The following is a 20,474-nucleotide window of genomic DNA, read 5'->3' as shown; positions in this document are numbered from 1 at the left end:
CTCAACCCTCCTGCTGCAGGGCGCGGTGGAGCGCTTCGGCGCGGGTCCAGTCCTCCGGCGTGTCGATATCGACGACGCGCCATTCGGGCAGCACGATCGCGCGCCCGTTGAGGTGGATATTCGCGCCCGACAGCCAGGTTTCCGCGGCGCCCCAGTAGAATTGTCCCGCATCGAAATAGGCCGGTTCGAGGTCCTGCGTGCGCGTTTCGACATGGGCCGGATCGAAAGGGGTCAAGGCCCCGTCCGAGCCGCGCCGGAGCGCGCGCTGGATCGGCGAGGGGAAGCTGGTCACGGGGAAGGTATAGCCTTCGTCCCCGTGCCCGACCAGCAGCGCCAGCGCATCGGCGATGTCCCGGGTGCGGATGAAGGGCACGCCGGGATAGATGCAGCACACGCGATCGACCGGGTGGCCGAGTTCGCGCAGGGTGCGGATGGCGTGCTGGATCACCGGCACGGTCGGGGTGATGTCGTCGGCAAGCTCGCCCGGACGGCGAAACGGCACCTCGGCCCCGTGCCCGGCGGCGATCGCGGCGATCGCGTCGTCGTCGGTCGAGACGATCACCCGCCCGATCGCATCGCAGGCGAGCGCCGCCTCGATCGCATGGGCGATCATCGGCTTGCCCGCGAAGGGCCGGACGTTCTTGCGCGGGATGCGCTTCGACCCGCCCCGCGCGGGAATGATCGCGATGGTCGCTGCGACGTCCATGCCCCGCTCCGCCTCAGGCCACGAGATCGAGCAGCACGCGTGCCACCCGGTCCTGCTGCGCCTCGGTCAGGGCGGGGAAGAGCGGGAGCGACAGCGCCCGTTCGTAATAGGCGACGGCTTTCGGGAAATCCTCGCTGCGAAAGCCGCGCTGCCGGTAGAAGGGCTGGGTGTGGATGGGGATGTAGTGAACGTTCACGCCGATCCCCGCGGCGCGCAGCGCGGCAAAGACTTCCGCCCGCCCCGCGCGCGCCTCGTCGGCCAGTTCGACCGCGTAGAGATGCCAGGCAGAAACCCGGTCCGCTCGCCGCACCGGAAGCCGCAGCGGCCCCTCGCCGAGCAGCGCATCGTAGCGGTCCGCCAGCGCCTCGCGCCGCGCGCGCCATTCGTCCATCCGGCCGAGCTGGGAGAGCCCGAGCGCGGCTTGCAGGTCCGTCAGGCGATAGTTCCAGCCCAGCTCGGTCATTTCGTAATACCATGCGCCGAGGCCGTTTTCGGGCGTGGGCGCGCGCTTCATCGCGGTCTCGTCGCGGGTCACCCCGTGCGAGCGCAGCAGGCGCAGCCTTTCAGCCAGCGCGGCGTCCTGCGTCACGATCATCCCGCCTTCGCCGGTGGTGACGATCTTGACCGCGTGGAAACTGAACACGGTCGCATCGGCATGGCGCGAACCGACGGGTTCGTCGCGATAGGCTGCGCCGGTCGCATGGCTCGCATCCTCGAGGATCGCAAAGCCATAGCGGTCCGCCAGCGCCCGCATCTCGGCCAGGTCGCACGGGAGGCCCGCGAAATCGACCGGGATCAGGAGGTCCGGCAGCGTGCCGCGTTTCTCCGCCGTCTCGAGCTTCGCGGCGAGAGCATCGACGCCCATGTTGCGGGTGATCGGATCGATGTCGACGAAATCGACCGTGGCGCCGCAGAAAACCGCGCAGTTCGCGCTCGAGACGAAGCTGTTGGGGCTGGTCCAGACGCGGCTTCCCGGCCCGATGCCGAGCGCGAGGCACCCGATGTGGAGCGCCGCGGTCGCGTTCGAGACGGCGATCGCATGACCGACCCCGTGGCGCTCGGCGAAGGCCGCCTCGAACGCCGGGCCGGCCGGGCCCTGGGTCAGGAAATCGGAGCGCAGCAGCGCGCCGACGGCGGCGATGTCCTCTTCGGATATCTCCTGCCGGCTGTAGGGAATGAACCCGTCCGCAGCGCTCGCCATCGCTCGTCCCTTTCGTTGCGCCCCAACCGACACCGCGCCCGCTCCCGCGCCGCTCAGTCGATCACCTGGCCGGCGACGTGTTCATCGATCAGTTCGCGCAACCGTTCGACCGAGAGGAAATCGGGATTGGTGCCCGAGGAATAGGCAAAGCCCGGCTCGACCGGCGTTCCGCCGTGCTTCGCGCAGTAATCCTCGATCGTGTATTCCGCGCTGACCGGCAGGATGGCGAAATAATCGCCCATGTCGACCGTGTTGAAGCTGTCGGATGCGGTGATCATCTCCTCGTGGATCTTCTCGCCCGGGCGAATGCCGACGATCCGGTGTTCGCATTCGGGCGCGATCGCCATCGCGACGTCGCCGATCCGGTAGGACGGGATCTTGGGCACCAGCACCTCGCCCCCGCTCGCGTGTTCGATCGACCACAGCACCATCTCGACCCCTTCGCGCAGCGAGATGTTGAAGCGTGTCATGCGCGGATCGGTGATCGGCAGCACGCCTTCCGCCTTCTTCGCCAGGAAGAAGGGGATGACCGACCCGCGCGAGCCCATCACGTTGCCGTAGCGCACGACGGAAAAGCGCACGTCGCGCGTGCCCTTGATGTTGTTGGCCGCGACGAACAGCTTGTCCGAACACAGCTTGGTCGCGCCGTAGAGGTTGATCGGTGCCGCCGCCTTGTCGGTCGAGAGCGCGACCACCCGGGCGACCCCCGCATCGAGGCAGCCCTCGATCAGGTTCTGCGCGCCGAGCACGTTGGTCTTGATGCATTCGAACGGGTTGTATTCGGCCGCCGGCACCTGTTTCAGCGCGGCGGCGTGGACCACGACGTCGATCCCTTCGAGCGCGCGCCGCAGCCGCGCCTCGTCCCGCACGTCGCCGAGGAAATAGCGCAGCGCGGGATGTTCCGAACGAGGGAAGACCTGCGCCATCTCGAACTGCTTCAGTTCGTCGCGCGAATAGATCACGAGCCGGCGGATGTCCGGATAGCGTTCGAGCACGGTGCGGACGAACGCCTTGCCGAAGGAGCCTGTGCCCCCGGTGACCAGGACGGACTTGTCGTTGAGCATGTCGGGCTAGCTACTCGCGTTGGAGGAACGGGGCGGGCATTCGACGGACCAGGCGCCGGCACCCTTCGCCGATCCGGCGGGAGCGCGCACCGTGCGCCCGTTGCCGCGGAGAAGGGGTGCCCATGTGCCTGAACACCGGCGGATTTCCATGGCCGGTCACTACAGGCGGCCATTCCGGCAAGGCAACCGCAATTTGCCTCCACGTCGCGCCCGATGCCTCCAGTGTGGTGCCATTGCGCGGCCGGGTCCCGATCGCCTCCGATGTGGAGCCGATCCACCCGGCAAGCCGCCAAAGCGGAGGATTCATCGCCTTGCCGCGTTTTCGCAGCATCGCCTAGGTTTCGGCACGTCCCGCCGCACGGGACCCGGTCCTTTTGCCGAAACGCGGCGGCGAAGAAATGCGAGGCGTGCTCCAGGCACTCATGCAATGCTGATCCAACCCGTCTCCCAGGTCGCCCCCGCGCGCAGGACGAACACGCCGCTGGGCGCGGTCATCCGCCATGCCGGCGCCTGGGTGCTGGTCGTGCTCGCCCCGCTCCTCGCGTTCGAGCTTGCCGGTATCACCGAAGCCTTCGCCGACCCGACGACGATCAACACCGCCATCGCGGCGAGTGCGGCGCTGTTTCTCGGCATGCAGCTCGCCGGGCGGGTGCTGGTCCTGCCGGGCACGCGCGGGGCGGTGCACGGCGTCCCGATCATGGTGATGAGCTTCGTGCTGGTCGTGCTCGTGATGTTCGCCCTGCGCGTCGAATACAGCCGCCTGATGCTGTTCTATTCGGCCGCCGCCGCGACCGTGATCGCGACCCGGCTGTGCTGGAGCAGCCGGGCGATGCGGCTGCGACCCTTCTACCTCGTGCCCTGCGGCCAGGTGGCGGCGATGGAGGAGATCGAGGGCATTCCGGTGCGCCGGCTGGTCCGGGCCGAGATTCCGCGCGACCGGGCGGCCTGCATCGTCGCGGACTTCCGGGCCGAACTGCCGCCGAAATGGGAACGCCTCCTGGCGCAGGCCTCGCTCGCGGGGGTTCCGGTCTATCATTACAAGCAGCTCACCGAATCCCTGACCGGGCAGGTCAAGATCGAACACCTGTCGGAAAACTCTCTCGGATCGCTCATGCCCAATCGCTCCTACACGCCGATCAAGCGGCTGATCGATCTCGTCGGGAGCGTGCTCCTGATCACGCTGGCCGTGCCCTTCATGGCCCTGCTGGCGGCCGCGATCTGGTTCGAGGACCGGGAAAGCCCGTTCTACACCCAGACCCGCACCGGGTTCGGCGGGCGGCCGTTCCGGATGTACAAGTTCCGCTCGATGACCAGCCGCCCCGAAACGAACGGGGATGCGACGCGCGAGGACGCGATCACGCGCCGTGACGACCCGCGGATCACCCGCATCGGCCGCTCGATCCGGCGCTACCGGCTCGACGAGCTGCCGCAGCTGTTCAACGTGCTGAAGGGCGAGATGAGCCTGATCGGCCCGCGGCCCGAAGCGAACGCGCTGGCCGAATGGTACGAGGCGCACCTGCCCTTCTATTCCTATCGCAACATCGTGAGGCCGGGGCTGATGGGCTGGGCGCAGGTCAACAAGGGCCATGTCGCCACGCTCGAGGATATCGACATCAAGCTCCAGTACGATTTCTACTACATCAAGTATTTCTCGTTCTGGCTCGACGTGCTGATCGTGATGCGGACGTTCCACACGATCCTGACGGGGTACGGCTCGAAATGAACGGGGCGCCGGCGCCATCGCGGCGTCGGCCATGCGGCGGAGCATGAGGGTGGCCCCGCCGGGGAAGGACGCGCGGCGACGCCTCGTGTCATGCGGGTGCGGACGCGCTCTTGCCGAATGTCGCCCCGCCTCCCGTCCCGAGGAACGGCCAGGCCTCCTGCCGCCCCGCGCCTCGGCGAGGGGCGCTGTCCTGGAACCATGCCTCCGGCGCGGCGCGCGAAATCCGGCGAGCGCCGGGCCAAAGCCTCAGCTCAGCGCGATGTCGGGCGCGTCTTCCTGTTTCATGCCGACCACGTGGTAGCCGCCATCGACATGGTGCACCTCGCCAGTCACGCCCGAGGCGAGATCGGACAGGAGATAGAGCCCGGCCCCGCCGACATCCTCGATCGTGACATTGCGGCGCAGCGGCGCGTTCAGCTCGTTCCACTTGAGGATGTAGCGGAAATCGCCGATCCCGCTCGCCGCCAGCGTCTTGATCGGCCCCGCGCTGATCGCGTTCACGCGGATGCCCGCCGGGCCGAGATCATTGGCGAGATACTTGACGCTCGTCTCCAGCGCGGCCTTGGCGACGCCCATCACGTTGTAGTGCGGCACGACCTTTTCCGCGCCGTAATAGGTGAGCGTCAGGATGCTGCCGCCGCCGCTGCCGTCCTCGGCGAGGGGCGGCATCATCGCGATCGCGCGCTTCGTCACCGCGACCAGCGAGTAGGCCGATATGTTCATCGTCATCAGGAAGTTTTCGAGGCTGGTGTCGACATACTTGCCGCGCAGCTCGTTCTTGTCCGAGAACCCGATCGCGTGGACCACGAAATCGAGCGTGTCCCACCGTTCCTTGAGTCTGGCGAACGCGGCATCGAGCGAATCCATGTCGGCGACGTCGCATTCGAAGGTGAAATCGCTCCCCAGCTTTGCGGCCAGCGGATTGACCCGCTTCGCCAGCGCCTCGCCCTGGTACGAGAAGGCGAGCTCGGCGCCGTGTTCGGCCAGCTTGCTCGCAATGCCCCACGCCAGCGACTTGTCATTGGCGAGCCCCATGATCAGCCCGCGTTTCCCCCGCATCAGATCGCCCATGTCGGTCTTGCTCCTTCGTCTCGCTCCGCCGCGCGCCTCAGGCCCCGTCGCCCTTCCCTGCGCCTGCGCCTGCGCCTTCGCCGCCGCCCTGTTCCTCGCCATCATGGGCCGCCTCGGGCTCGGCCAGCGCCGCGTTCAGTTCCGCCCCGATAACCAGCCCCAGCCCGACGAGCCAGAAAAAGAACAGCGCGATGATGATCCCGGCAAGGCTGCCATAGGTGAGATCGTAGGCGAAGAAGCTCGACAGGATCGGCGGCAGCGCCGTCGTCACCCCCAGCCACCACGCCGCGGTGAACAGCGCGCCCGGCCACTTGGGATAGGCCTTCGCGCGGTACTGGTGCGGGGTGAGGCTGTAGAACAGCATGTAGAGCGACAGGGCCAGCCCGAGCGCGGGCGCGATCCGCGACAGGCGCAGCGTTCCGATCGCTTCCGAAAGCTGCGGCAGGCTCGCATCGATCACCGCCTGCGCCGCCCCGATCACGACCTGCGCGAACAGGGAGATCAGGAGCAGCACCACCGCGCCAAGAATGATCCCGGCGGAAAACAGGCGGTATTTCCAGAATGCGTGAGCGGCTTTCGTGCCATAGGCACGCCGCAGGATGTCGCGGATCGTCTCGACCAGGCTGGAGACCGTCCACAGCGCGACCGCAGCGCCCAGCCACAGCAGCCAGCCCGAACGCGCCTCGACGATATTGGCCGCGACCGGCTCGATCACCTCGGTCACGTCCGGCGGCAGCGTCACCAGGACGGAGGCGATCATCTGCGAGGTGCGCTCCTCCCCGCCGACCAGCTGGAACACCGCCGCGCCGAAAATGAAGAAGGGAAAGATCGCCAGCATCGACAGATAGGCGAGGTTGCCGGCATGGATGAAGCCGTCCTGGTAGGTGCCCACCAGCGTCCGCTTCATCACCTCGAAGGCGCGCGTGCCCGGCCCGACCTTCTGCACCAGCGCGCTGCGCAGGCCGCTGGCGTGCTCGGCCTCGCTTTGCTCGCGCGCGGCATGGCGCCGCGCCTCGGGCGAAAGCGAGCGGACCTCGCGGTCCTCGATTGCCGGGGGCTGCGAGGAGCGCAGGGGGGAAGCCCGCTCCGCCATCCGTTCAGAGGCCGAACTTCTTGCGCGGCTGCGAAGTGTCGACCCAGTCTCCAAGCCTTTCCTCGAGCGACGAAAGGTCCGCCGGCAGGTGGATCTCGAGGGTCACGAACTGGTCGCCGCGGGCCGGCTTGTCGCCGACCTTCTCGCCCTTCCTGGTCCAGCCCTTGCCCTTGAGCCGCATCACGGTCCCGCCCTGCGTGCCCGGCCTGACCGTCAGCATCACCGGGCCGTCGACGGTCGGGCACTTGATCTTGCCGCCGCGCACCGCCTCGTCGAGCGTGATCGGCAGGTCCATGCGGATATCGTCCCCGTCGCGGCGGAAGAAGGGGTGCGGGCCGACCTCGACCGTGACGATCCCGTCGCCATTGCCGCCCGGCCCGGCATGGCCCTTGTCCTTGAGGCGCATCTGCGTGCCGGTCTCGACCCCGGCGGGGAGTTTCAGGTTGATCGCCTTGCCGTCGGCCAGCGTGATGCGCTGGTCGCGGCCCGATGCGGCATCGGTGAAGGGCACGGCAAGGCGGTAGTGGATGTCCGCCCCGCGCCGCGGCGGGGGTGGCGGCGGGCGTTGGCCGAATCCGCGCGGCCCCGCGCTTCCGGCGCGCGCGCGGCCGCCGCCGAACAGGCCTTCGAAAAGGTCGCTGAGATCGAGGTCCTCCGGCCCCATGCCGCCCATTCCCGCGCCGTCCTGCTCGCGATAGCCGCTGCGCGGGCCGCCCGCGCCGTATCCGCCGCGAAACCCGCGACCGCCGCCGCCCATGCCGGCGAAGGGGTTGAGCGGGTTGCCCTCGGCATCGATCTCGCCCCGGTCGAACCGCGCGCGCTTGTCCTTGTCGGAGAGGAGATCATAGGCCTTGGTCACGTCCGAAAACTTCTCCGCAGCTTGCGGATTGTCCTTGTTGCGGTCGGGATGAAGCTCCTTGGCGAGCTTGCGATAGGCGCTCTTGATCTCCTTTTCGGAGGCGGTGCGCGCCACGCCAAGGGTGCGGTAAGGGTCGGACATGGCGTGTTAGCTAGGTGCAACAGCGCAGCCGCGCAAGCTTGGGGCGACCTCGGCGAACAGCTTGTTTCGGCTCAGGACGCGCGCCCCTCGCCCCGCACGCGCCCCCACATGCCGCAAAGGCGGCCGCAGCCATAGGCGAGATAGGGCCCGCAAAGAAGCACAAGGCAAAAGGGAAGGGCGAAGGCGAGGGCCGTGGCAAAATCCTCGCGGATCGCCCATGCGTGCACCTGGAGGACCGCGAGGACCAGCAGGAAGAACCCCGCCCGGTTGGCATCCCGCCAGATCCACACGCGGTCCTTCCATCCTCGCAGGAAGAGCTTCGCGACCCGCCACGCGCAATAGGCCAGGGCCGCCAGCAGGAGCGCGAAGAGAAGGACAATCATCGTCGGCGTCACGCGTCCGGGGCTAGCCCCGGGCCGCATGCAACGCAATAGCGCGCGCTCGCTGGAACCCGCGCACCCGGCGCGGATTTCCTTTTGCGGACCGTGTGATATGCGCTCGGCCCAGATCACCATGCCCTCCGGAGCCGCTCCATGACCTCCCCCGACAGCCTCGCATCAACCGGCCTCGATTCCGCCCAGCTCGCCGACAGCGAGATTCCGGCAGGCGCCGATCCCTTCGTGCTCTTCGCGCAATGGCTCGCCGAGGCGCAGCAAAGCGAGATCAACGATCCCAACGCCATGGCGCTGGCGACCGCAACGCCCGACGGCGCACCCTCGGTGCGGATGGTCCTGCTCAAGGGCCACGGGGCCGAAGAAGGCGCGGATTACGGCGTGATCGGCGGCGGCTTCACCTTCTTCACCAATGCCGGCAGCCGCAAGGGCGGGGAAATCCGCGCGAACATGCAGGCCAGCCTCCTGTTCCACTGGAAGAGCCTGCGCCGCCAGGTCCGCATCGAAGGGCCGCTGACCGAAGTCTCGCCCGCGCGCGCCGATGCCTATTTCCACTCGCGCCCTTACAAGAGCCAGGTCGGCTCCGCTGCGAGCGACCAGTCGCGCCCGCTCGACACGCGGCAGACCTATATCGACCGGGTCAAGGCGATCTGGGCAAAGCACCAGGAGGAGGGCAGGGTCCCGCGCCCGAGCGAATGGACCGGCTTCACCCTGTCGCCGCAGCGGATCGAGTTCTGGCGCGACCGCGACAACCGCCTCCACGACCGCCGCCTGTTCACGCTCACCGGCGCGGGCGACGCGCTCGGCTGGAGCGACACGCTGCTTTATCCCTGAGGTTCTTCGATGACCGGGACGATACCCTATTGGCACGTCGATGCCTTCGCCGCCGCCCCCTTCCGCGGCAACCAGGCGGCCGTGATGGTGCTCGGGGAATGGCTGCCCGACGAAGTGCTCCAGCGAATCGGCGAGGAGAACAATTTCGCCGAGACCGCCTTCCTCGTGCGCGATGAAACGGGCGAGGCGGACTGGGAACTGCGCTGGTTCACGCCGACCTCCGAGGTCGCGCTGTGCGGCCATGCGACGCTTGCGAGCGGGCACGTGGTCCTGTCCGATGCGGAGCGTTTCGGCGAGGGAACCCGAGTCACCTTCCGCACCCGCAAGGCGGGCGTGCTCGAAGTCGTGAAAGCGGGCGAGGGCTACGAACTCGCGCTTCCCGTCACGCTGGTCGAGCGCGATTCGCATCCCGATCTCCTCGCCGCGATCGGCTTTCGCGGGGAGGTCTTCGTGTCGTGGTACGGGGCCGAGCAGACCGCGATCGTCGCGCTCCAGTCCGAAGCCGAGGTTAGCGGCCTCGCCCCCGACATGGCGGCGCTGCGGAACATCGACCTCATGGCGATCTGCACCGCCCCGGCGGACGAGGAGAGCGATTACGACGTGGTCAGCCGCGTGTTCGTCCCCGCCTGGGGGGTGGACGAGGACAGCGTGACCGGCAGCGCCCACGCCGCGCTCGCCCCGTTCTGGGCGGAGCGGCTCGGCCGGCGGGAACTGCGCGCGCACCAGGCATCGCAGCGCGGCGGGGAGCTCACCATGCGGCTGGAGGGCGAGGGCAAGGACCAGCGCGCCTGGCTCGGCGGTCCCTGCGTGACGGTGGTCGAGGGGACTTTCCGGCTTTAGCCCCTCCTGCGAGTCCCCGCGGAGGCGGGGACCTCCAGCCTATCCGCCGCCAAGCTCAACGAGGCCCCCGCCTGCGCGGGGGCTCCGCGCCGAGTGCCTGGAGGCACTCAGCGCTCCGGATAGAGCTCGATCACGTCGGCCGCCTGCTGGAGCATGGCGCGCCGCTCCTCCCCGTTGGAATGGCCGAGCCGCACCATGGTCAGCCGCCGGTCGGGTGCGACGAGGACATATTGCCCCATGTGGCCGATCAGCGCGAACAGGTCCTGCGACGCGCGGTCGGGGAACAGCGGGTGCGGGAATTCGAGCCCCTCGACCGGCCGGTTGAGCCAGGTCTGGAGGCCGTAATGCGGCGATGCCGGGCTCGGCGTCACCATTTCCTCGACCCAGCGGCTGGGGACGAGCTGTTCGCCCCCCGGCGCGCGGCCCTTGCGGCGCAGGAATTCGCCGAAACGCGCCCAGTCGCGCGCGGTCGCGTGCATCAGGCTGCCGCCGATCAGCGTGCCCGAGGCGTCGAATTCGGGGACCATCGAAGCCATTTCCAGCGGTGCGAACAGGCGCGCTTCAAGGAAATCGGCGACGGCCTTGCGCCGCGTTTCCGGATCGTCGCTCCCGGTCAGCGCATCGGCCGCGATGTCGGCGAGGATGACGGTGGTGTTCGAGGAGTATTCGAAATACTCGCCCGGCTCCGCCTCGAGCGGTTGTTCCTCGGCCCATTTCGCCATGTCGTCGCGCCCGTCGAGGAACAGCATCCGCACCTCGCTGCTTTCGTAGGGCGGATCGCCGCTTTCGGTATGGCGCAGGCCCGAACGCATCTGGAGAAGGTGGCGCAGCGTGATCGCGGAGCGCGGATCGCCGGGGCGCTGCCACAGCTCGACCGGGGCGGGCGCGTCGAGGCCGAGCAACCCGTCGGCGACCAGCATCCCGATCATGACCGCGGTCACGGTCTTGGCCATCGACCAGCTGACGAAACGCGTGTCGGCATCGTAACCTTCGCCATACCGTTCCGCGGCGAGTTCGCCGTTCGCCATCACCACGACGGCGCGCGTCTCGCCGAGACCTTCCAGCGCGAACAGGTCGTCGACTTCGCGGGCGAGCTGTTCCCTGGGGGCGCCGGCCTTGTCGGTAACGGCGGCGCGCGCCTCTTCGGTCAGGGGCGCGGGTTCGGCCGGGCCGGACGCGCCGCAGGCGGCGAGCAGGGCAAGGGCGGGCAGAAGAGGGGCTGGCGCGAGCGGGTGGGCGCGCCTAATAGACAGGGAGCGATGCGTCATCGCGCTCCCAATCCCCGAACCCTTCAGGCTTGGCAATGGCAATTTCGAACAGGACAAGCTCGAACAGGGCAAACCCGAAACGCTCCCCCGGATCGCGCCTTGGCGTGTGGTTCCTGCTGCTGGTGGTCGGCACCATCGCGGCCGCCGCGATCGCCTGGCGCGAACCGATCGGGGGCTATGCCGATGTCGGCACCTCCTACGCCGCGCGAGTCGCCTGTTCGTGCCGCTTCGTCGCCGGACGCAGCCTCGAGGATTGCGCGAAGGACAGGCTTGCCGGGATGGAACTGGTCACCCTGGCCGACGACGAGCAGGCGAAGAGCGTCACCGCGCGGTTTCCCTTCGTCACCGATACGACCGCGACCTACCGCGAAGGCTATGGCTGCGTGCTCGAACCCTGGAAGGGCTAGGCCTCAGGCGCGGACGGCCTCGGTCGAATCGATCCAGCCGCCGCCGACCACGCGTTCCCCGGCATAGATCACCGCCGCCTGCCCGGGTGCGACGCCGTATTCCGGTTCGACGAAGCGGATGCGCGTGCTCGCCCCGCCGCCGAGCGGGCCGTCCAGCGTCACCGGCACCGGCTTCGCCATCGAGCGGACCTTGGCGGTGAGCCCTTCGCCGGGAACATCGCCGATCGCGTTGGTCTCGATCACCATGGCGCTCGTCACGGCGAGCAGGCGCCGCGGCCCGGCCCGGACCTCGCGGGTTTCGGCATCGACGCCGATCACGTAAAGCGGTTCGGGCTGCCCGCCGATCGCGAGGCCCTTGCGCTGGCCGACGGTGAAATGGACGATACCCGGGTGCTCGCCCAGCTTTTCGCCCGTGACGGCGTGCACGATGTCACCCGGCGCGGCGCCTTCGGGGCGAAGCCTGGTGACGATCTTCGCGTAATCGCCGTCGGGCACGAAGCAGATGTCCTGGCTGTCGGGCTTCGCCGCGTTCCGCAGGCCCGCCGATTCGGCAAGGGCGCGCACCTCGCGCTTGGGCAGGCCGCCCAGCGGAAAGCGGATGAAATCGAGCTGCGCCTGAGTCGTCGCGTAGAGGAAATAGGACTGGTCGCGCGCGGGATCGACCGCACGGTAGAGGTGCGGGCCGCCTTTCGCTGGGACGCGCCGGACATAATGCCCGGTCGCGAGGCAATCCGCGCCCAGTTCGCGCGCCATGCGGAACAGGTCGGTGAATTTCGGCCCCATGTTGCAGCGGATGCAGGGCACCGGCGTGCGCCCGGCGAGATATTCGTCGGCGAAGCGGTCGACCACGTCCTCGCGAAAGGCGCTTTCGTGGTCGAAGACGTAATGCGCGATGCCGAGTCGGTCCGCCACCGCGCGCGCGTCGGAAATGTCGTCGCCCGCGCAGCACGCACCCTTGCGCCCGGTCGCCGCGCCATAGTCGTAGAGCTGGAGGGTGATGCCGATCACTTCCGCCCCGCTCGCCGCGGCGAGCGCGGCGACCACCGACGAATCGACCCCGCCGCTCATGGCGACGACGATCCGGCATTCGGCCGCCGGGCGCGGGAGGTCGAACAGCGAAGCGGCTTCGTGACCCGGGATCGGGCCGGCCTCGAGGCGGGTGGCGGTGTGCATGGGACGTGCGCGCATATAGGGAAGGACGCGCGCGGGTTCCAGCCTGCCGCGAACCGGCGCTTTCCGGCGTGGTTCACGGTTTGCCAAGCGGTATTCCTAAGCGCTGGTAAATTCGGGTTTTACCACATCTTGAGAACCGCGCCCTAGAACGCCCCACATGTTCGAAAAGGTCAATTCCATCCTTCCGCAGGCGCCCGACCTCGGCGCCGGTGGCGAAGCGCGCTCCGGCCCGGTGCGCGAAGTCGCGATCGCCCGCGCTCGTCCCGAGCGCGCCGGGCACGAAGACGTGCAAGGCGCCGGCCTTGGCTCGGGCCGCGGCGGCAACGCCCTGCGCGCGATCGACTGGGGCGAGCTCAACGCCCGGCTCGGCGCGGCGCGCGACCTGCGCGTGCTGCTGCGCCGCGACGCCAAGCTCAACATCGAAGCCACCGCAGCGAGCTTCGGGGATGCGGCTGCGCGTTACTTTGCCGCTCTCGAACATGGGGAACGGCCTGTTAACCCCGATGATTTAGAGGCTCGCAAAGCCTCGCACGGCATCCTTCGGTCAAAGGAAAGGGATGCGGCAACAGGCGATGCGAGAGAAGATTAATGATTGAGAACCAGGACATCCGCCCCGCCCAGGTGATCGGCCCGCTAGGCGAGCCGCTCACGCTCGACGATCTGCCCTCGCCCCAGACGAAGCGGTGGGTCGTGCGCCGCAAGGCCGAGGTGGTCGCGGCGGTCAATGGCGGACTGCTGACGCTGGACGAGGCGCTCGAGCGCTATGGCCTGACGCTGGAGGAGTTCGCTTCGTGGCAGCGCGCGGTCGACCGGGTCGGCATGCACGGGCTGCGCGTCACCAAGATCCAGTATTACCGCGACAAGTACGAGCGCCAGCTCAATTTCTGATTGCGCCGTTCCCGGCGTCCCATCGCAAATGACCGCGCGCCGGGTTCAGGCCCGGCGCGCGATGCGCTATAGGCGTCGGGCGGGGCGGAATCGCGCGGCAGGGCGGCGCGAACCCCGGCTGGAGGGTGAGCGCATGGGATTCATCGTCTTCATCGTCATGGGCGGCGTGATCGGCTGGCTTGCCAGCCTCGTCATGAACCGCGATGCACAGATGGGCATTTTCTGGAACATCGTGGTCGGGATCGTCGGTTCCTTCATCGGGAATGGCGTGTTCTCCTTCTTCGGCGGCGGCAGCATCGGCGACGTCACCGACGTGGGCGCGCTTCTCGCCGCCTTCGTGGGGGCGGTCATCCTGCTCGGGGTGCTCAACTTCATCCAGCGCGGCCGGCTGCGCTGACGCCCGGCAGCGGTGCGGGCCGGCGCGGGCGGAACCGATGCGCTCGACCTTCGTCTAGGACCCAAGTCATCAGTCGAACCGCGCATTGCCGCCGCGCGGCCCGGTGCCTATGTATGTTGCCCAAAGTGCCTTAGGCATATAATACACTATGTCATGAAGCGGGCGCCCGATCCGGGCGGCCGGGACCGGTGCCGACCCGCGATCGCCGAACGCGATCGACGAAGAGGTCGGCCGGTCATGAGGGAACGGCGATGAATTACGAGACCACCATCACGGCAGAGGCGGCCGACCGCGTCCCGGCGGATGTCGCCGCGGGCGAGGGCACGCGCCCGTCCCCGGTGCTGCGCTGGCTGCTGATCGGTGGCGCGGGCCTGCTCGCCCTGCTGCTGGCGATCGCCGCCTATTTCGCGCTTGCCGGCGGAGAGCCCGCGCCGACCGCCGACGACACGTCGCAGGCCCCGGTGGTGAGCGTGGTGGTCCCCGGCCGCACCACGATCGACGGCACGCTCGAAGTGCCCGGCACGGTCGCCGCGCGCCGGCCGATGCCGGTCGGGATCGCGGGTGAGGGCGGGCAGGTGATGGACGTGCGCGTCGATGCCGGCGACTGGGTCCGCGCGGGCGAGGTGCTCGCGGTGATCGACCGTTCGGTCCAGAGCCGCCAGGCCGACGCGCTGGCCGCGCAGGTCGAGGTGGCGCGCGCCGATGCGGACCTTGCCGAAGCCAATCTCGATCGCGCGCTGCAACTGGTGGAGCGCGGGTTCGTCTCCAAGGCCGATGTCGACCGCCTGCGCGCGACCCGCGATTCGGCGGTTGCCCGGGTGCGCGTCGCCGAGGCCCAGCTCGAGGAATTGCAGGCCCGCAACGCCCGGCTCAACGTCATCGCGCCCGCTTCGGGCTACGTGCTCGAACGCAATGTCGAGCCCGGCCAGACGGTCGGCGCGGGCAGTTCCGCCCTGTTCCGGATCGCGCGCGGCGGCGAGATGGAAGTGCTGGCCCAGGTCAGCGAGGACCAGTTGGCGAGTCTTTCGGTCGGCGTCCCGGCCACGGTCGTGCCGAGCGGTTCGGACAAGCAGTTCGCCGGGCAGGTGTGGCAGCTGTCTCCGGTGATCGACTCCCAGACGCGTCAGGGCACGGCGCGCATCGCCCTTCCCTTCGCGCCCGAACTGCGTCCCGGCGGCTTTGCCACGGCCCGGATCAGCTCGGGCACGGTGATCGCCACCGTCCTTCCCGAAAGCGCGGTGCTGGCCGATGACGACGGCGCCTTCGTCTTCGTCGTCGACGAGGAGAACAAGGCCCGGCGGGTCGGCGTTCGCACCGGGATGGTGACCGCGGACGGCATCGCGATCCTAGAGGGCCTGAGCGGGGAGGAGGAAATCGTCCTCAAGGCGGGCGGCTTCCTCAACCCGGGCGAGACGGTCAATCCGCGCCGCGCCGGGCCGCAGGAACGCCGCGCGTCGCTCGACACCGTGCGGCAATGACGATCCGGCCCACCTCCCCCTGGTGCAGGCCGCGACAGACATAGAGTGAGCTTCGAATGAGCCTTCGCAACATCTCCGCCTGGTCGATCCGCAACCCGGTCATTCCGCTGGTGCTGTTCACCGCGCTGCTGTTCGCGGGGGTCGTCAGCTTCCTGCGGATGGACGTGACCAACAACCCCGACGTCGATTTCCCCGCGGTCACGGTCAACATCGCCCAGCCCGGCGCCTCCCCGGTGGAGATCGAGAACCAGATCACGCAGCGGGTCGAAGCCGCCGTTCGTTCGATCAACGGGGTCAACTCGATCCAGTCGACCGCGGCCGAGGGATCGTCCGTCACCTTCGTCGAATTCGAGATCGGCACCGACCTGATCGAGGCCGTGAGCGAGGTCACGACCGCGATCGATTCGATCCGCGGCCAGCTGCCCGACGGGATCCTCGAACCGCGCGTCCAGAAGGTCCAGGTGGTCGGCGAGCCGATCGGCTATTTCGCGGTCGAGGCCGACGACATGACGATCGAGGAACTGAGCTGGTTCATCGACGACACGGTTTCCAAGCGCCTGCTCAAGATCGACGGCATGGCCGAGGTCGAACGGTTCGGCGGGGTCGACCGCGAGATCGAGGTGATCCTCGATCCGCAGCGGATGCAGGCATTGGGCGTCACCGCCTCGCAGGTCAACAACGTGCTGCGCCAGACCAATCTCGACGCGGCGGGCGGCCTCACCGAACTGGGCGGGACGCGCCAGTCGCTGCGCGTGCTCGGCAATGCCGCTACCGCCTACGACCTGTCGCAGCGCCAGATCCAGCTCGGCGGCGGGCGCACGATCCGGCTCTCCGACGTCGCCCGCGTGCGCGACGGCTATTCCGAGCGCACCTCGCTGAGCGAGGTCGAGGGCAAGGAAGTCGTCAATTTCCTGATGAACCGCGCGCGCGGCTCATCCGACCTTGCGGTCTATGACGCGGCGCTCGCCGAAATGGACGCGATGGAACAGGAGTTCGACGGGATCGAGTTCATCCGGCTGGGCACCAGCACCAATTACACGCGCGACCAGTACACCTCCTCGATGTGGGCGCTGGTCGAAGGCGCCCTGCTCGCGGTGGTGATCGTGTTCCTGTTCCTGCGCGACTGGCGCGCGACCTTCATCTCGGCAGTCGCCATTCCGCTTTCGGCGATCCCGACCTTCTGGTTCATGGACCTCCTGGGCTTCAACCTCAATTTCCTCTCGCTGCTCGCGCTCGCGCTGGTGGCGGGCGTGCTGGTCGACGACGCGATCGTGGAGATCGAGAACATCGTGCGCCACATGCGCATGGGCAAATCGGCCTACCAGGCGTCGATCGACGCCGCGGACGAGATCGGCCTGCCGGTGGTCGCGACTTCCTTCTGCATCGTCGCGGTGTTCCTTCCCGTCGGCCTGATGCCGGGCGTGTCGGGCCAGTTCTTCCAGAACTTCGGCCTGACCGTGGTGGTCGCGGTGCTCATGTCGCTCGCCGTCGCGCGCATGGTGACGCCGCTGATGGCGGCCTATTTCCTCAAGGCGCAGGGCCAGGGCGCGCATGGCGAAGGCGTGTGGATGGACCGTTACATGGCGGTGCTCGGCTGGACGCTCGACACCGGCAAGATGGCCGCGCGCCGCGCGGGGATCGAGGGGCCGCGCTCGCGCTGGCTCTACATGATCGCGCTGCTGCTGACGGTCGTGCTGCTGCTCTTGGCGACCGGCCTTGCGATGTTCACCGTGTTCGATCTGCTCACGGGGCTGGGAGTGCCCGAAAAGGTCGCGGGCGCGGTGTCGAGCGACCCCTACGGCACGCTCCACCACATCGTCGCCAAGACTTTCGAGATCGTGATCGTCCTGCTGACTTCGGCGATCGCCTTCCTCGCCGGGTGGGGCGTGTTCAAACTGGTCGAGCTTGCCGGCGGGGCCGGCGGCAGGTTCGGGCAGGGAATGCGTTACCTCACGGCCCGCTTCTACGACCACCGCGTGTGGATGCTGGGCGTGGGCTGGTTCTCGCTGCTGGTGACGATCCTGCTGTTCGGCCAGATCCCGGCCCAGTTCCAGCCGACCATCGACGAAGAGAATTCGCGCGTCGAGATCGAGACCGTGCCCGGCACCACGCTCGCGGAGACCAAGCGGATCGTCAATTCAGTCGCCGAAAGGCTCGAACAGGAACCCGAGGTCGAACGCCAGCTCCAGCGCATCAGGCTGGGCGCGAGTTCGTCGATCTTCGTCAAGCTCACCGACGACCGCGAACGCAGCTCGATCGAGTTCGAGCGCGAGCTGGCCCCGGCCCTCGCGCAGATCCCCGATGCAAGGGTGCGCTTCCAGTCGCAGAGCGCGGGCTTCGGTTCGGGCCGCGACATCACGGTGATGCTGGCCGGGTCCGATCCCGAACTGCTGGAGGAAACCGCGCTCGAACTGGTCGAACAGATGAAGGGGCTCGACACGCTCGTCGCGCCGCGCATCGCCGCCGACCTCAACCGGCCCGAGATCATCATCACCCCGCGCGAGAAGATCGCGGCCGAACTCGGCGTGACCACCGCGGCCCTGTCGCAGACGATCCGCATCGCCACGCTCGGCGAGATCGAGCAGAACGCGGCGCGTTTCTCGCTGGCCGACCGCCAGATCCCGATCACCGTCCGCCTGAGCGACGAGGCGCGCGGGGACCTCACCAACATCCGCAACCTCCCCGTGCAGACCGCGGGCGGCGGTTCGGTGCCGCTTGGCCGCGTCGCGGAGATCGAGTTCGGCTCCGGGCCAACGACGATCCAGCGCTACAACCAGAGCCGCCGCGTCCTCGTCGGCGCGGACCTCGCGAGCGGGGTGCTCAAGGGCGAGGCGCAGGCGCAGGTCGATGCCCTGCCGGTCCTGCAGGACCTGCCCACCGGCGTGATCCGCGACGTCGTGGGCGAGGAGGAATGGCAGGCCGAACTGGTGCAGAACCTGATCATCGCCATCATCTCGGGCCTGCTGCTGGTCTTCGCGGTGCTGGTGCTGCTCTACAAGCGGCTGATGAGCCCGCTGGTCAACATGACCTCGCTCGCGCTCGCGCCGCTGGGCGGGGTGCTGATGATCTGGCTGGTCGGGATGCCCCAGTCGATGCCGGTCTATATCGGCATCCTGCTGCTGCTCGGCATCGTGTCCAAGAACTCGATCCTGCTGATCGATTTCGCGATCGAGGAGATGGACCGCGGCACCTCCAAGCTCGAGGCGATCATGGAGGCCGGGCACAAGCGCGCCCAGCCGATCGTGATGACGACCGTGGCGATGACGGCGGGCATGGTCCCGGTCGCGATCTCGCTCAGCGGCGACGGGGCATGGCGCCAGCCGATGGGGATCGTGGTGATCGGCGGCCTGCTGCTGTCGACCCTGCTCACGCTGCTGATCGTGCCGGCGGGCTTCAGCCTCGCCGACGGCTTCGAGAAGCGGGTCGGCCCGTGGCTGCGCGAACGGATGCTGACCTATCGCCCCGGCGACGACGGCAGGCCCGCGCCGCCCCAGGGCGGCGTGCCGCAGCCGGCGGGGCCGCGGCCCGATGCCCCGGCGCCGGGCGGCGCAGCCGCACCGGCACGGCGCCTTCCGCCCGGGGTCGAACCGGCGGAGTGACCTCTGCGGGCGTGACGCGGACGCTATCCTCCCGCTATCAGGGCCGTCATGGCGAGCATTAGCCCCGGATCCCGTGCCTATGGCGGCCATCCCCTGACCCCGGACCGCGCCCGGCGGATGCGCTGGACCGCGACCGGCATGCTGGCCGCGATGGCGGTGATCTTCTTCACCACCCACGGCCTCGTCGGCGACCACCCGGCCTGGGGCTATGTCAACGCCTTCGCCGAGGCGGCGATGGTGGGCGGGCTGGCCGACTGGTTCGCGGTCACCGCCCTGTTCCGCCACCCGCTCGGCCTGCCGATCCCGCACACCGCGATCATCCCGCAGAACAAGGACCGCATCGCCGACACGATGGCCTCCTTCCTGCGCGAGAACTTCCTCACCCCCGCGGTCGTCGCCCGGCGCATGGCGGGGATGAACGTGGCCCGCGCGATCGGCGACTTCCTCGTCGCCAGTCCGGAGCGCGGCGGAGAGGATGCCCGGTCGCGCATCACGGCAGGCGCGGCGGAGCTCGTCGCCGAACTGCTCGAATCACTGGATCCCGACCGGCTCGGCAACCAGGTGCGCAGGGGGCTTGCCGGCCAGCTCGCCAAGATCGAGGTCTCGCCGCTCGCCGGGCGCATGATCGAGAGCATGATGGCCGGCCGGCGCCACCAGCCGGTGATCGACGGGCTGATCCGCTGGGCGGGCCTGACGCTGGAGGACAACGAGGACACGATCCGCGCGATCATCCACGAACGCGTTTCCGCCGTCCTGCGGTGGGCCGGGCTGGACAAGACGATCTCCGCCAACGTGCTCGACGGGCTCTACAAGCTGTTGGCCGAAGTGCTGGTCGATCCCGACCACCCGCTGCGGCACAAGGTCGAGGAGGGGCTGACGAAGCTCGCGCAGGATCTCCAGCACGACCCCGAAACGCGCGGGCGGGTGGAGGAGCTGAAGCGCGAACTGCTCGCCAATCCGGCGGTGGCGGTGTGGTGGATGGGGGTGTGGGAACGCCTGCGCCGGTCGCTGATCCGCCGCGCGCGCGATGCGGAAAGCGGCATGGGCGAGGAGATGCGCAGCGCGCTTGCCGAACTGGGCGCGGCGCTGAAGCAGGACGAGCGGCTGCAGCTCCAGATCAACCGCTTCGCCCGTCGCACCGCCGTGGGCGTTGCGACCCGCTACGGCGACCAGATCGTGACGCTGGTGTCGGACACGGTGAAGCGCTGGGACGCGACCACGATCACCGGCCGGGTCGAAGGCGCGGTCGGCCGCGACCTCCAGTTCATCCGCATCAACGGCACGCTGGTCGGCGGGCTCGTCGGCATGACGCTGCACTTCATCACGACGGTGATGTGAGG

At 68.7% G+C, this 20,474-nt stretch carries 20 protein-coding genes; 11 read left to right on the top strand and 9 right to left on the bottom strand.

The genetic code is table 11. The annotated features are described in order from the left end of the window. Position 1 precedes the first annotated feature (1 nt). The 3 genes from pseF to pseB are packed head-to-tail and all read right to left on the bottom strand — an operon-like array spanning position 2 to position 2,971. Positions 2-706 carry a pseudaminic acid cytidylyltransferase gene (pseF, locus tag BLU08_RS10350; RefSeq protein ID WP_090199248.1) on the bottom strand — a complete coding sequence of 235 codons (705 nt, stop codon included), beginning with the start codon at positions 704-706 and terminating at the stop codon, positions 2-4. Between the two features lie 13 nt (positions 707-719). Then, positions 720-1,907 (bottom strand): UDP-4-amino-4,6-dideoxy-N-acetyl-beta-L-altrosamine transaminase, encoded by a 1,188-nt coding sequence (gene pseC, locus BLU08_RS10345; protein WP_090199246.1) that lies wholly within the window; start codon positions 1,905-1,907, stop codon positions 720-722. Between the two features lie 53 nt (positions 1,908-1,960). Continuing rightward, on the bottom strand, positions 1,961-2,971 hold the full coding sequence (gene pseB, locus BLU08_RS10340) for a UDP-N-acetylglucosamine 4,6-dehydratase (inverting) (protein ID WP_090199244.1): 1,011 nt from the start codon (positions 2,969-2,971) through the stop codon (positions 1,961-1,963). A gap of 122 nt (positions 2,972-3,093) precedes the next feature. On the opposite strand from pseB, the gene BLU08_RS15240 reads away from it, so the two are divergent. Continuing rightward, on the top strand, positions 3,094-3,309 hold the full coding sequence (locus BLU08_RS15240) for a hypothetical protein (protein ID WP_157674525.1): 216 nt from the start codon (positions 3,094-3,096) through the stop codon (positions 3,307-3,309). An 89-nt stretch (positions 3,310-3,398) separates the two neighbouring features. After that, positions 3,399-4,694: a sugar transferase gene (locus tag BLU08_RS10335; RefSeq protein WP_157674524.1), complete on the top strand. Its 1,296-nt coding sequence runs from the start codon at positions 3,399-3,401 to the stop codon at positions 4,692-4,694. A gap of 246 nt (positions 4,695-4,940) precedes the next feature. Here the strand turns inward: BLU08_RS10335 and fabI are convergent, their stop codons facing one another. The 4 genes from fabI to BLU08_RS10315 form a co-directional block, all read right to left on the bottom strand. Further along, a complete protein-coding gene (fabI, locus tag BLU08_RS10330; RefSeq protein WP_090199239.1) occupies positions 4,941-5,765 on the bottom strand; it encodes an enoyl-ACP reductase FabI in 825 nt (274 codons plus the stop codon). A 37-nt stretch (positions 5,766-5,802) separates the two neighbouring features. Next, entirely contained in the window at positions 5,803-6,858 is a 1,056-nt protein-coding gene (locus BLU08_RS10325; RefSeq protein WP_090199237.1) for a YihY/virulence factor BrkB family protein, read from the bottom strand. A gap of 4 nt (positions 6,859-6,862) precedes the next feature. Next, positions 6,863-7,858 (bottom strand): DnaJ C-terminal domain-containing protein, encoded by a 996-nt coding sequence (locus tag BLU08_RS10320; RefSeq protein WP_090199235.1) that lies wholly within the window; start codon positions 7,856-7,858, stop codon positions 6,863-6,865. 71 nt (positions 7,859-7,929) lie between these two features. Continuing rightward, the gene (locus BLU08_RS10315; protein ID WP_157674523.1) at positions 7,930-8,373 is read right to left on the bottom strand and encodes a hypothetical protein; all 444 of its coding nucleotides are present in this window, start codon (positions 8,371-8,373) and stop codon (positions 7,930-7,932) included. Between the two features lie 18 nt (positions 8,374-8,391). Between BLU08_RS10315 and pdxH the strand changes: the two genes are divergently transcribed. Both pdxH and BLU08_RS10305 read left to right on the top strand, forming a co-directional pair. Continuing rightward, positions 8,392-9,084: a pyridoxamine 5'-phosphate oxidase gene (gene pdxH, locus BLU08_RS10310; RefSeq protein WP_090199231.1), complete on the top strand. Its 693-nt coding sequence runs from the start codon at positions 8,392-8,394 to the stop codon at positions 9,082-9,084. Between the two features lie 9 nt (positions 9,085-9,093). Then, positions 9,094-9,924 (top strand): PhzF family phenazine biosynthesis protein, encoded by an 831-nt coding sequence (locus BLU08_RS10305; RefSeq protein WP_090199229.1) that lies wholly within the window; start codon positions 9,094-9,096, stop codon positions 9,922-9,924. Positions 9,925-10,031: 107 nt separating this feature from the next. Here BLU08_RS10305 and BLU08_RS10300 read toward each other — a convergent pair whose 3' ends face one another. Next, a complete protein-coding gene (locus BLU08_RS10300; protein ID WP_090201257.1) occupies positions 10,032-11,192 on the bottom strand; it encodes a serine hydrolase in 1,161 nt (386 codons plus the stop codon). 35 nt (positions 11,193-11,227) lie between these two features. Between BLU08_RS10300 and BLU08_RS10295 the strand changes: the two genes are divergently transcribed. Next, the gene (locus BLU08_RS10295; protein WP_369816779.1) at positions 11,228-11,599 is read left to right on the top strand and encodes a hypothetical protein; all 372 of its coding nucleotides are present in this window, start codon (positions 11,228-11,230) and stop codon (positions 11,597-11,599) included. 3 nt (positions 11,600-11,602) lie between these two features. Here BLU08_RS10295 and mnmA read toward each other — a convergent pair whose 3' ends face one another. Beyond that, positions 11,603-12,772 (bottom strand): tRNA 2-thiouridine(34) synthase MnmA, encoded by a 1,170-nt coding sequence (gene mnmA, locus BLU08_RS10290; RefSeq protein ID WP_090199227.1) that lies wholly within the window; start codon positions 12,770-12,772, stop codon positions 11,603-11,605. A 157-nt stretch (positions 12,773-12,929) separates the two neighbouring features. On the opposite strand from mnmA, the gene BLU08_RS10285 reads away from it, so the two are divergent. From BLU08_RS10285 to BLU08_RS10260, 6 genes are all read left to right on the top strand, one after another. Continuing rightward, entirely contained in the window at positions 12,930-13,361 is a 432-nt protein-coding gene (locus tag BLU08_RS10285; RefSeq protein ID WP_090199225.1) for a hypothetical protein, read from the top strand. Further along, entirely contained in the window at positions 13,361-13,660 is a 300-nt protein-coding gene (locus BLU08_RS10280; protein WP_090199223.1) for a DUF1153 domain-containing protein, read from the top strand. The genes BLU08_RS10285 and BLU08_RS10280 overlap by 1 nt, the downstream gene beginning before the upstream one ends. 133 nt (positions 13,661-13,793) lie before the next feature. Beyond that, positions 13,794-14,057: a GlsB/YeaQ/YmgE family stress response membrane protein gene (locus BLU08_RS10275; protein ID WP_090199221.1), complete on the top strand. Its 264-nt coding sequence runs from the start codon at positions 13,794-13,796 to the stop codon at positions 14,055-14,057. 251 nt (positions 14,058-14,308) lie between these two features. Then, a complete protein-coding gene (locus tag BLU08_RS10270; protein ID WP_090199218.1) occupies positions 14,309-15,535 on the top strand; it encodes an efflux RND transporter periplasmic adaptor subunit in 1,227 nt (408 codons plus the stop codon). 56 nt (positions 15,536-15,591) lie between these two features. Next, positions 15,592-19,134 carry an efflux RND transporter permease subunit gene (locus BLU08_RS10265; RefSeq protein ID WP_090199216.1) on the top strand — a complete coding sequence of 1,181 codons (3,543 nt, stop codon included), beginning with the start codon at positions 15,592-15,594 and terminating at the stop codon, positions 19,132-19,134. A gap of 117 nt (positions 19,135-19,251) precedes the next feature. Beyond that, positions 19,252-20,472, top strand: coding sequence for a DUF445 domain-containing protein (locus tag BLU08_RS10260; RefSeq protein WP_090199213.1), 1,221 nt, complete (start codon positions 19,252-19,254; stop codon positions 20,470-20,472). The last annotated feature ends 2 nt before the right edge of the window (positions 20,473-20,474 follow it).

This window comes from Erythrobacter sp. HL-111 (assembly GCF_900105095.1).
GTDB lineage: Bacteria > Pseudomonadota > Alphaproteobacteria > Sphingomonadales > Sphingomonadaceae > Erythrobacter.
This window is presented reverse-complemented; position numbering and strand designations above follow the sequence as displayed.

Excerpts from the sequence above, each read along its gene's own strand:
- pseF (WP_090199248.1), bottom strand. The coding sequence starts at position 706 with ATGGACGTCGCAGCGACCATCGCGATCATTCCCGCGCGGGGCGGGTCG.
- pseC (WP_090199246.1), bottom strand. The coding sequence starts at position 1,907 with ATGGCGAGCGCTGCGGACGGGTTCATTCCCTACAGCCGGCAGGAGATA.
- pseB (WP_090199244.1), bottom strand. The coding sequence starts at position 2,971 with ATGCTCAACGACAAGTCCGTCCTGGTCACCGGGGGCACAGGCTCCTTC.
- BLU08_RS15240 (WP_157674525.1), top strand. The coding sequence starts at position 3,094 with ATGTGCCTGAACACCGGCGGATTTCCATGGCCGGTCACTACAGGCGGC.
- BLU08_RS10335 (WP_157674524.1), top strand. The coding sequence starts at position 3,399 with ATGCTGATCCAACCCGTCTCCCAGGTCGCCCCCGCGCGCAGGACGAAC.
- fabI (WP_090199239.1), bottom strand. The coding sequence starts at position 5,765 with ATGGGCGATCTGATGCGGGGGAAACGCGGGCTGATCATGGGGCTCGCC.
- BLU08_RS10325 (WP_090199237.1), bottom strand. The coding sequence starts at position 6,858 with ATGGCGGAGCGGGCTTCCCCCCTGCGCTCCTCGCAGCCCCCGGCAATC.
- BLU08_RS10320 (WP_090199235.1), bottom strand. The coding sequence starts at position 7,858 with ATGTCCGACCCTTACCGCACCCTTGGCGTGGCGCGCACCGCCTCCGAA.
- BLU08_RS10315 (WP_157674523.1), bottom strand. The coding sequence starts at position 8,373 with ATGGTGATCTGGGCCGAGCGCATATCACACGGTCCGCAAAAGGAAATC.
- pdxH (WP_090199231.1), top strand. The coding sequence starts at position 8,392 with ATGACCTCCCCCGACAGCCTCGCATCAACCGGCCTCGATTCCGCCCAG.
- BLU08_RS10305 (WP_090199229.1), top strand. The coding sequence starts at position 9,094 with ATGACCGGGACGATACCCTATTGGCACGTCGATGCCTTCGCCGCCGCC.
- BLU08_RS10300 (WP_090201257.1), bottom strand. The coding sequence starts at position 11,192 with ATGACGCATCGCTCCCTGTCTATTAGGCGCGCCCACCCGCTCGCGCCA.
- BLU08_RS10295 (WP_369816779.1), top strand. The coding sequence starts at position 11,228 with ATGGCAATTTCGAACAGGACAAGCTCGAACAGGGCAAACCCGAAACGC.
- mnmA (WP_090199227.1), bottom strand. The coding sequence starts at position 12,772 with ATGCACACCGCCACCCGCCTCGAGGCCGGCCCGATCCCGGGTCACGAA.
- BLU08_RS10285 (WP_090199225.1), top strand. The coding sequence starts at position 12,930 with ATGTTCGAAAAGGTCAATTCCATCCTTCCGCAGGCGCCCGACCTCGGC.
- BLU08_RS10280 (WP_090199223.1), top strand. The coding sequence starts at position 13,361 with ATGATTGAGAACCAGGACATCCGCCCCGCCCAGGTGATCGGCCCGCTA.
- BLU08_RS10275 (WP_090199221.1), top strand. The coding sequence starts at position 13,794 with ATGGGATTCATCGTCTTCATCGTCATGGGCGGCGTGATCGGCTGGCTT.
- BLU08_RS10270 (WP_090199218.1), top strand. The coding sequence starts at position 14,309 with ATGAATTACGAGACCACCATCACGGCAGAGGCGGCCGACCGCGTCCCG.
- BLU08_RS10265 (WP_090199216.1), top strand. The coding sequence starts at position 15,592 with ATGAGCCTTCGCAACATCTCCGCCTGGTCGATCCGCAACCCGGTCATT.
- BLU08_RS10260 (WP_090199213.1), top strand. The coding sequence starts at position 19,252 with ATGCGCTGGACCGCGACCGGCATGCTGGCCGCGATGGCGGTGATCTTC.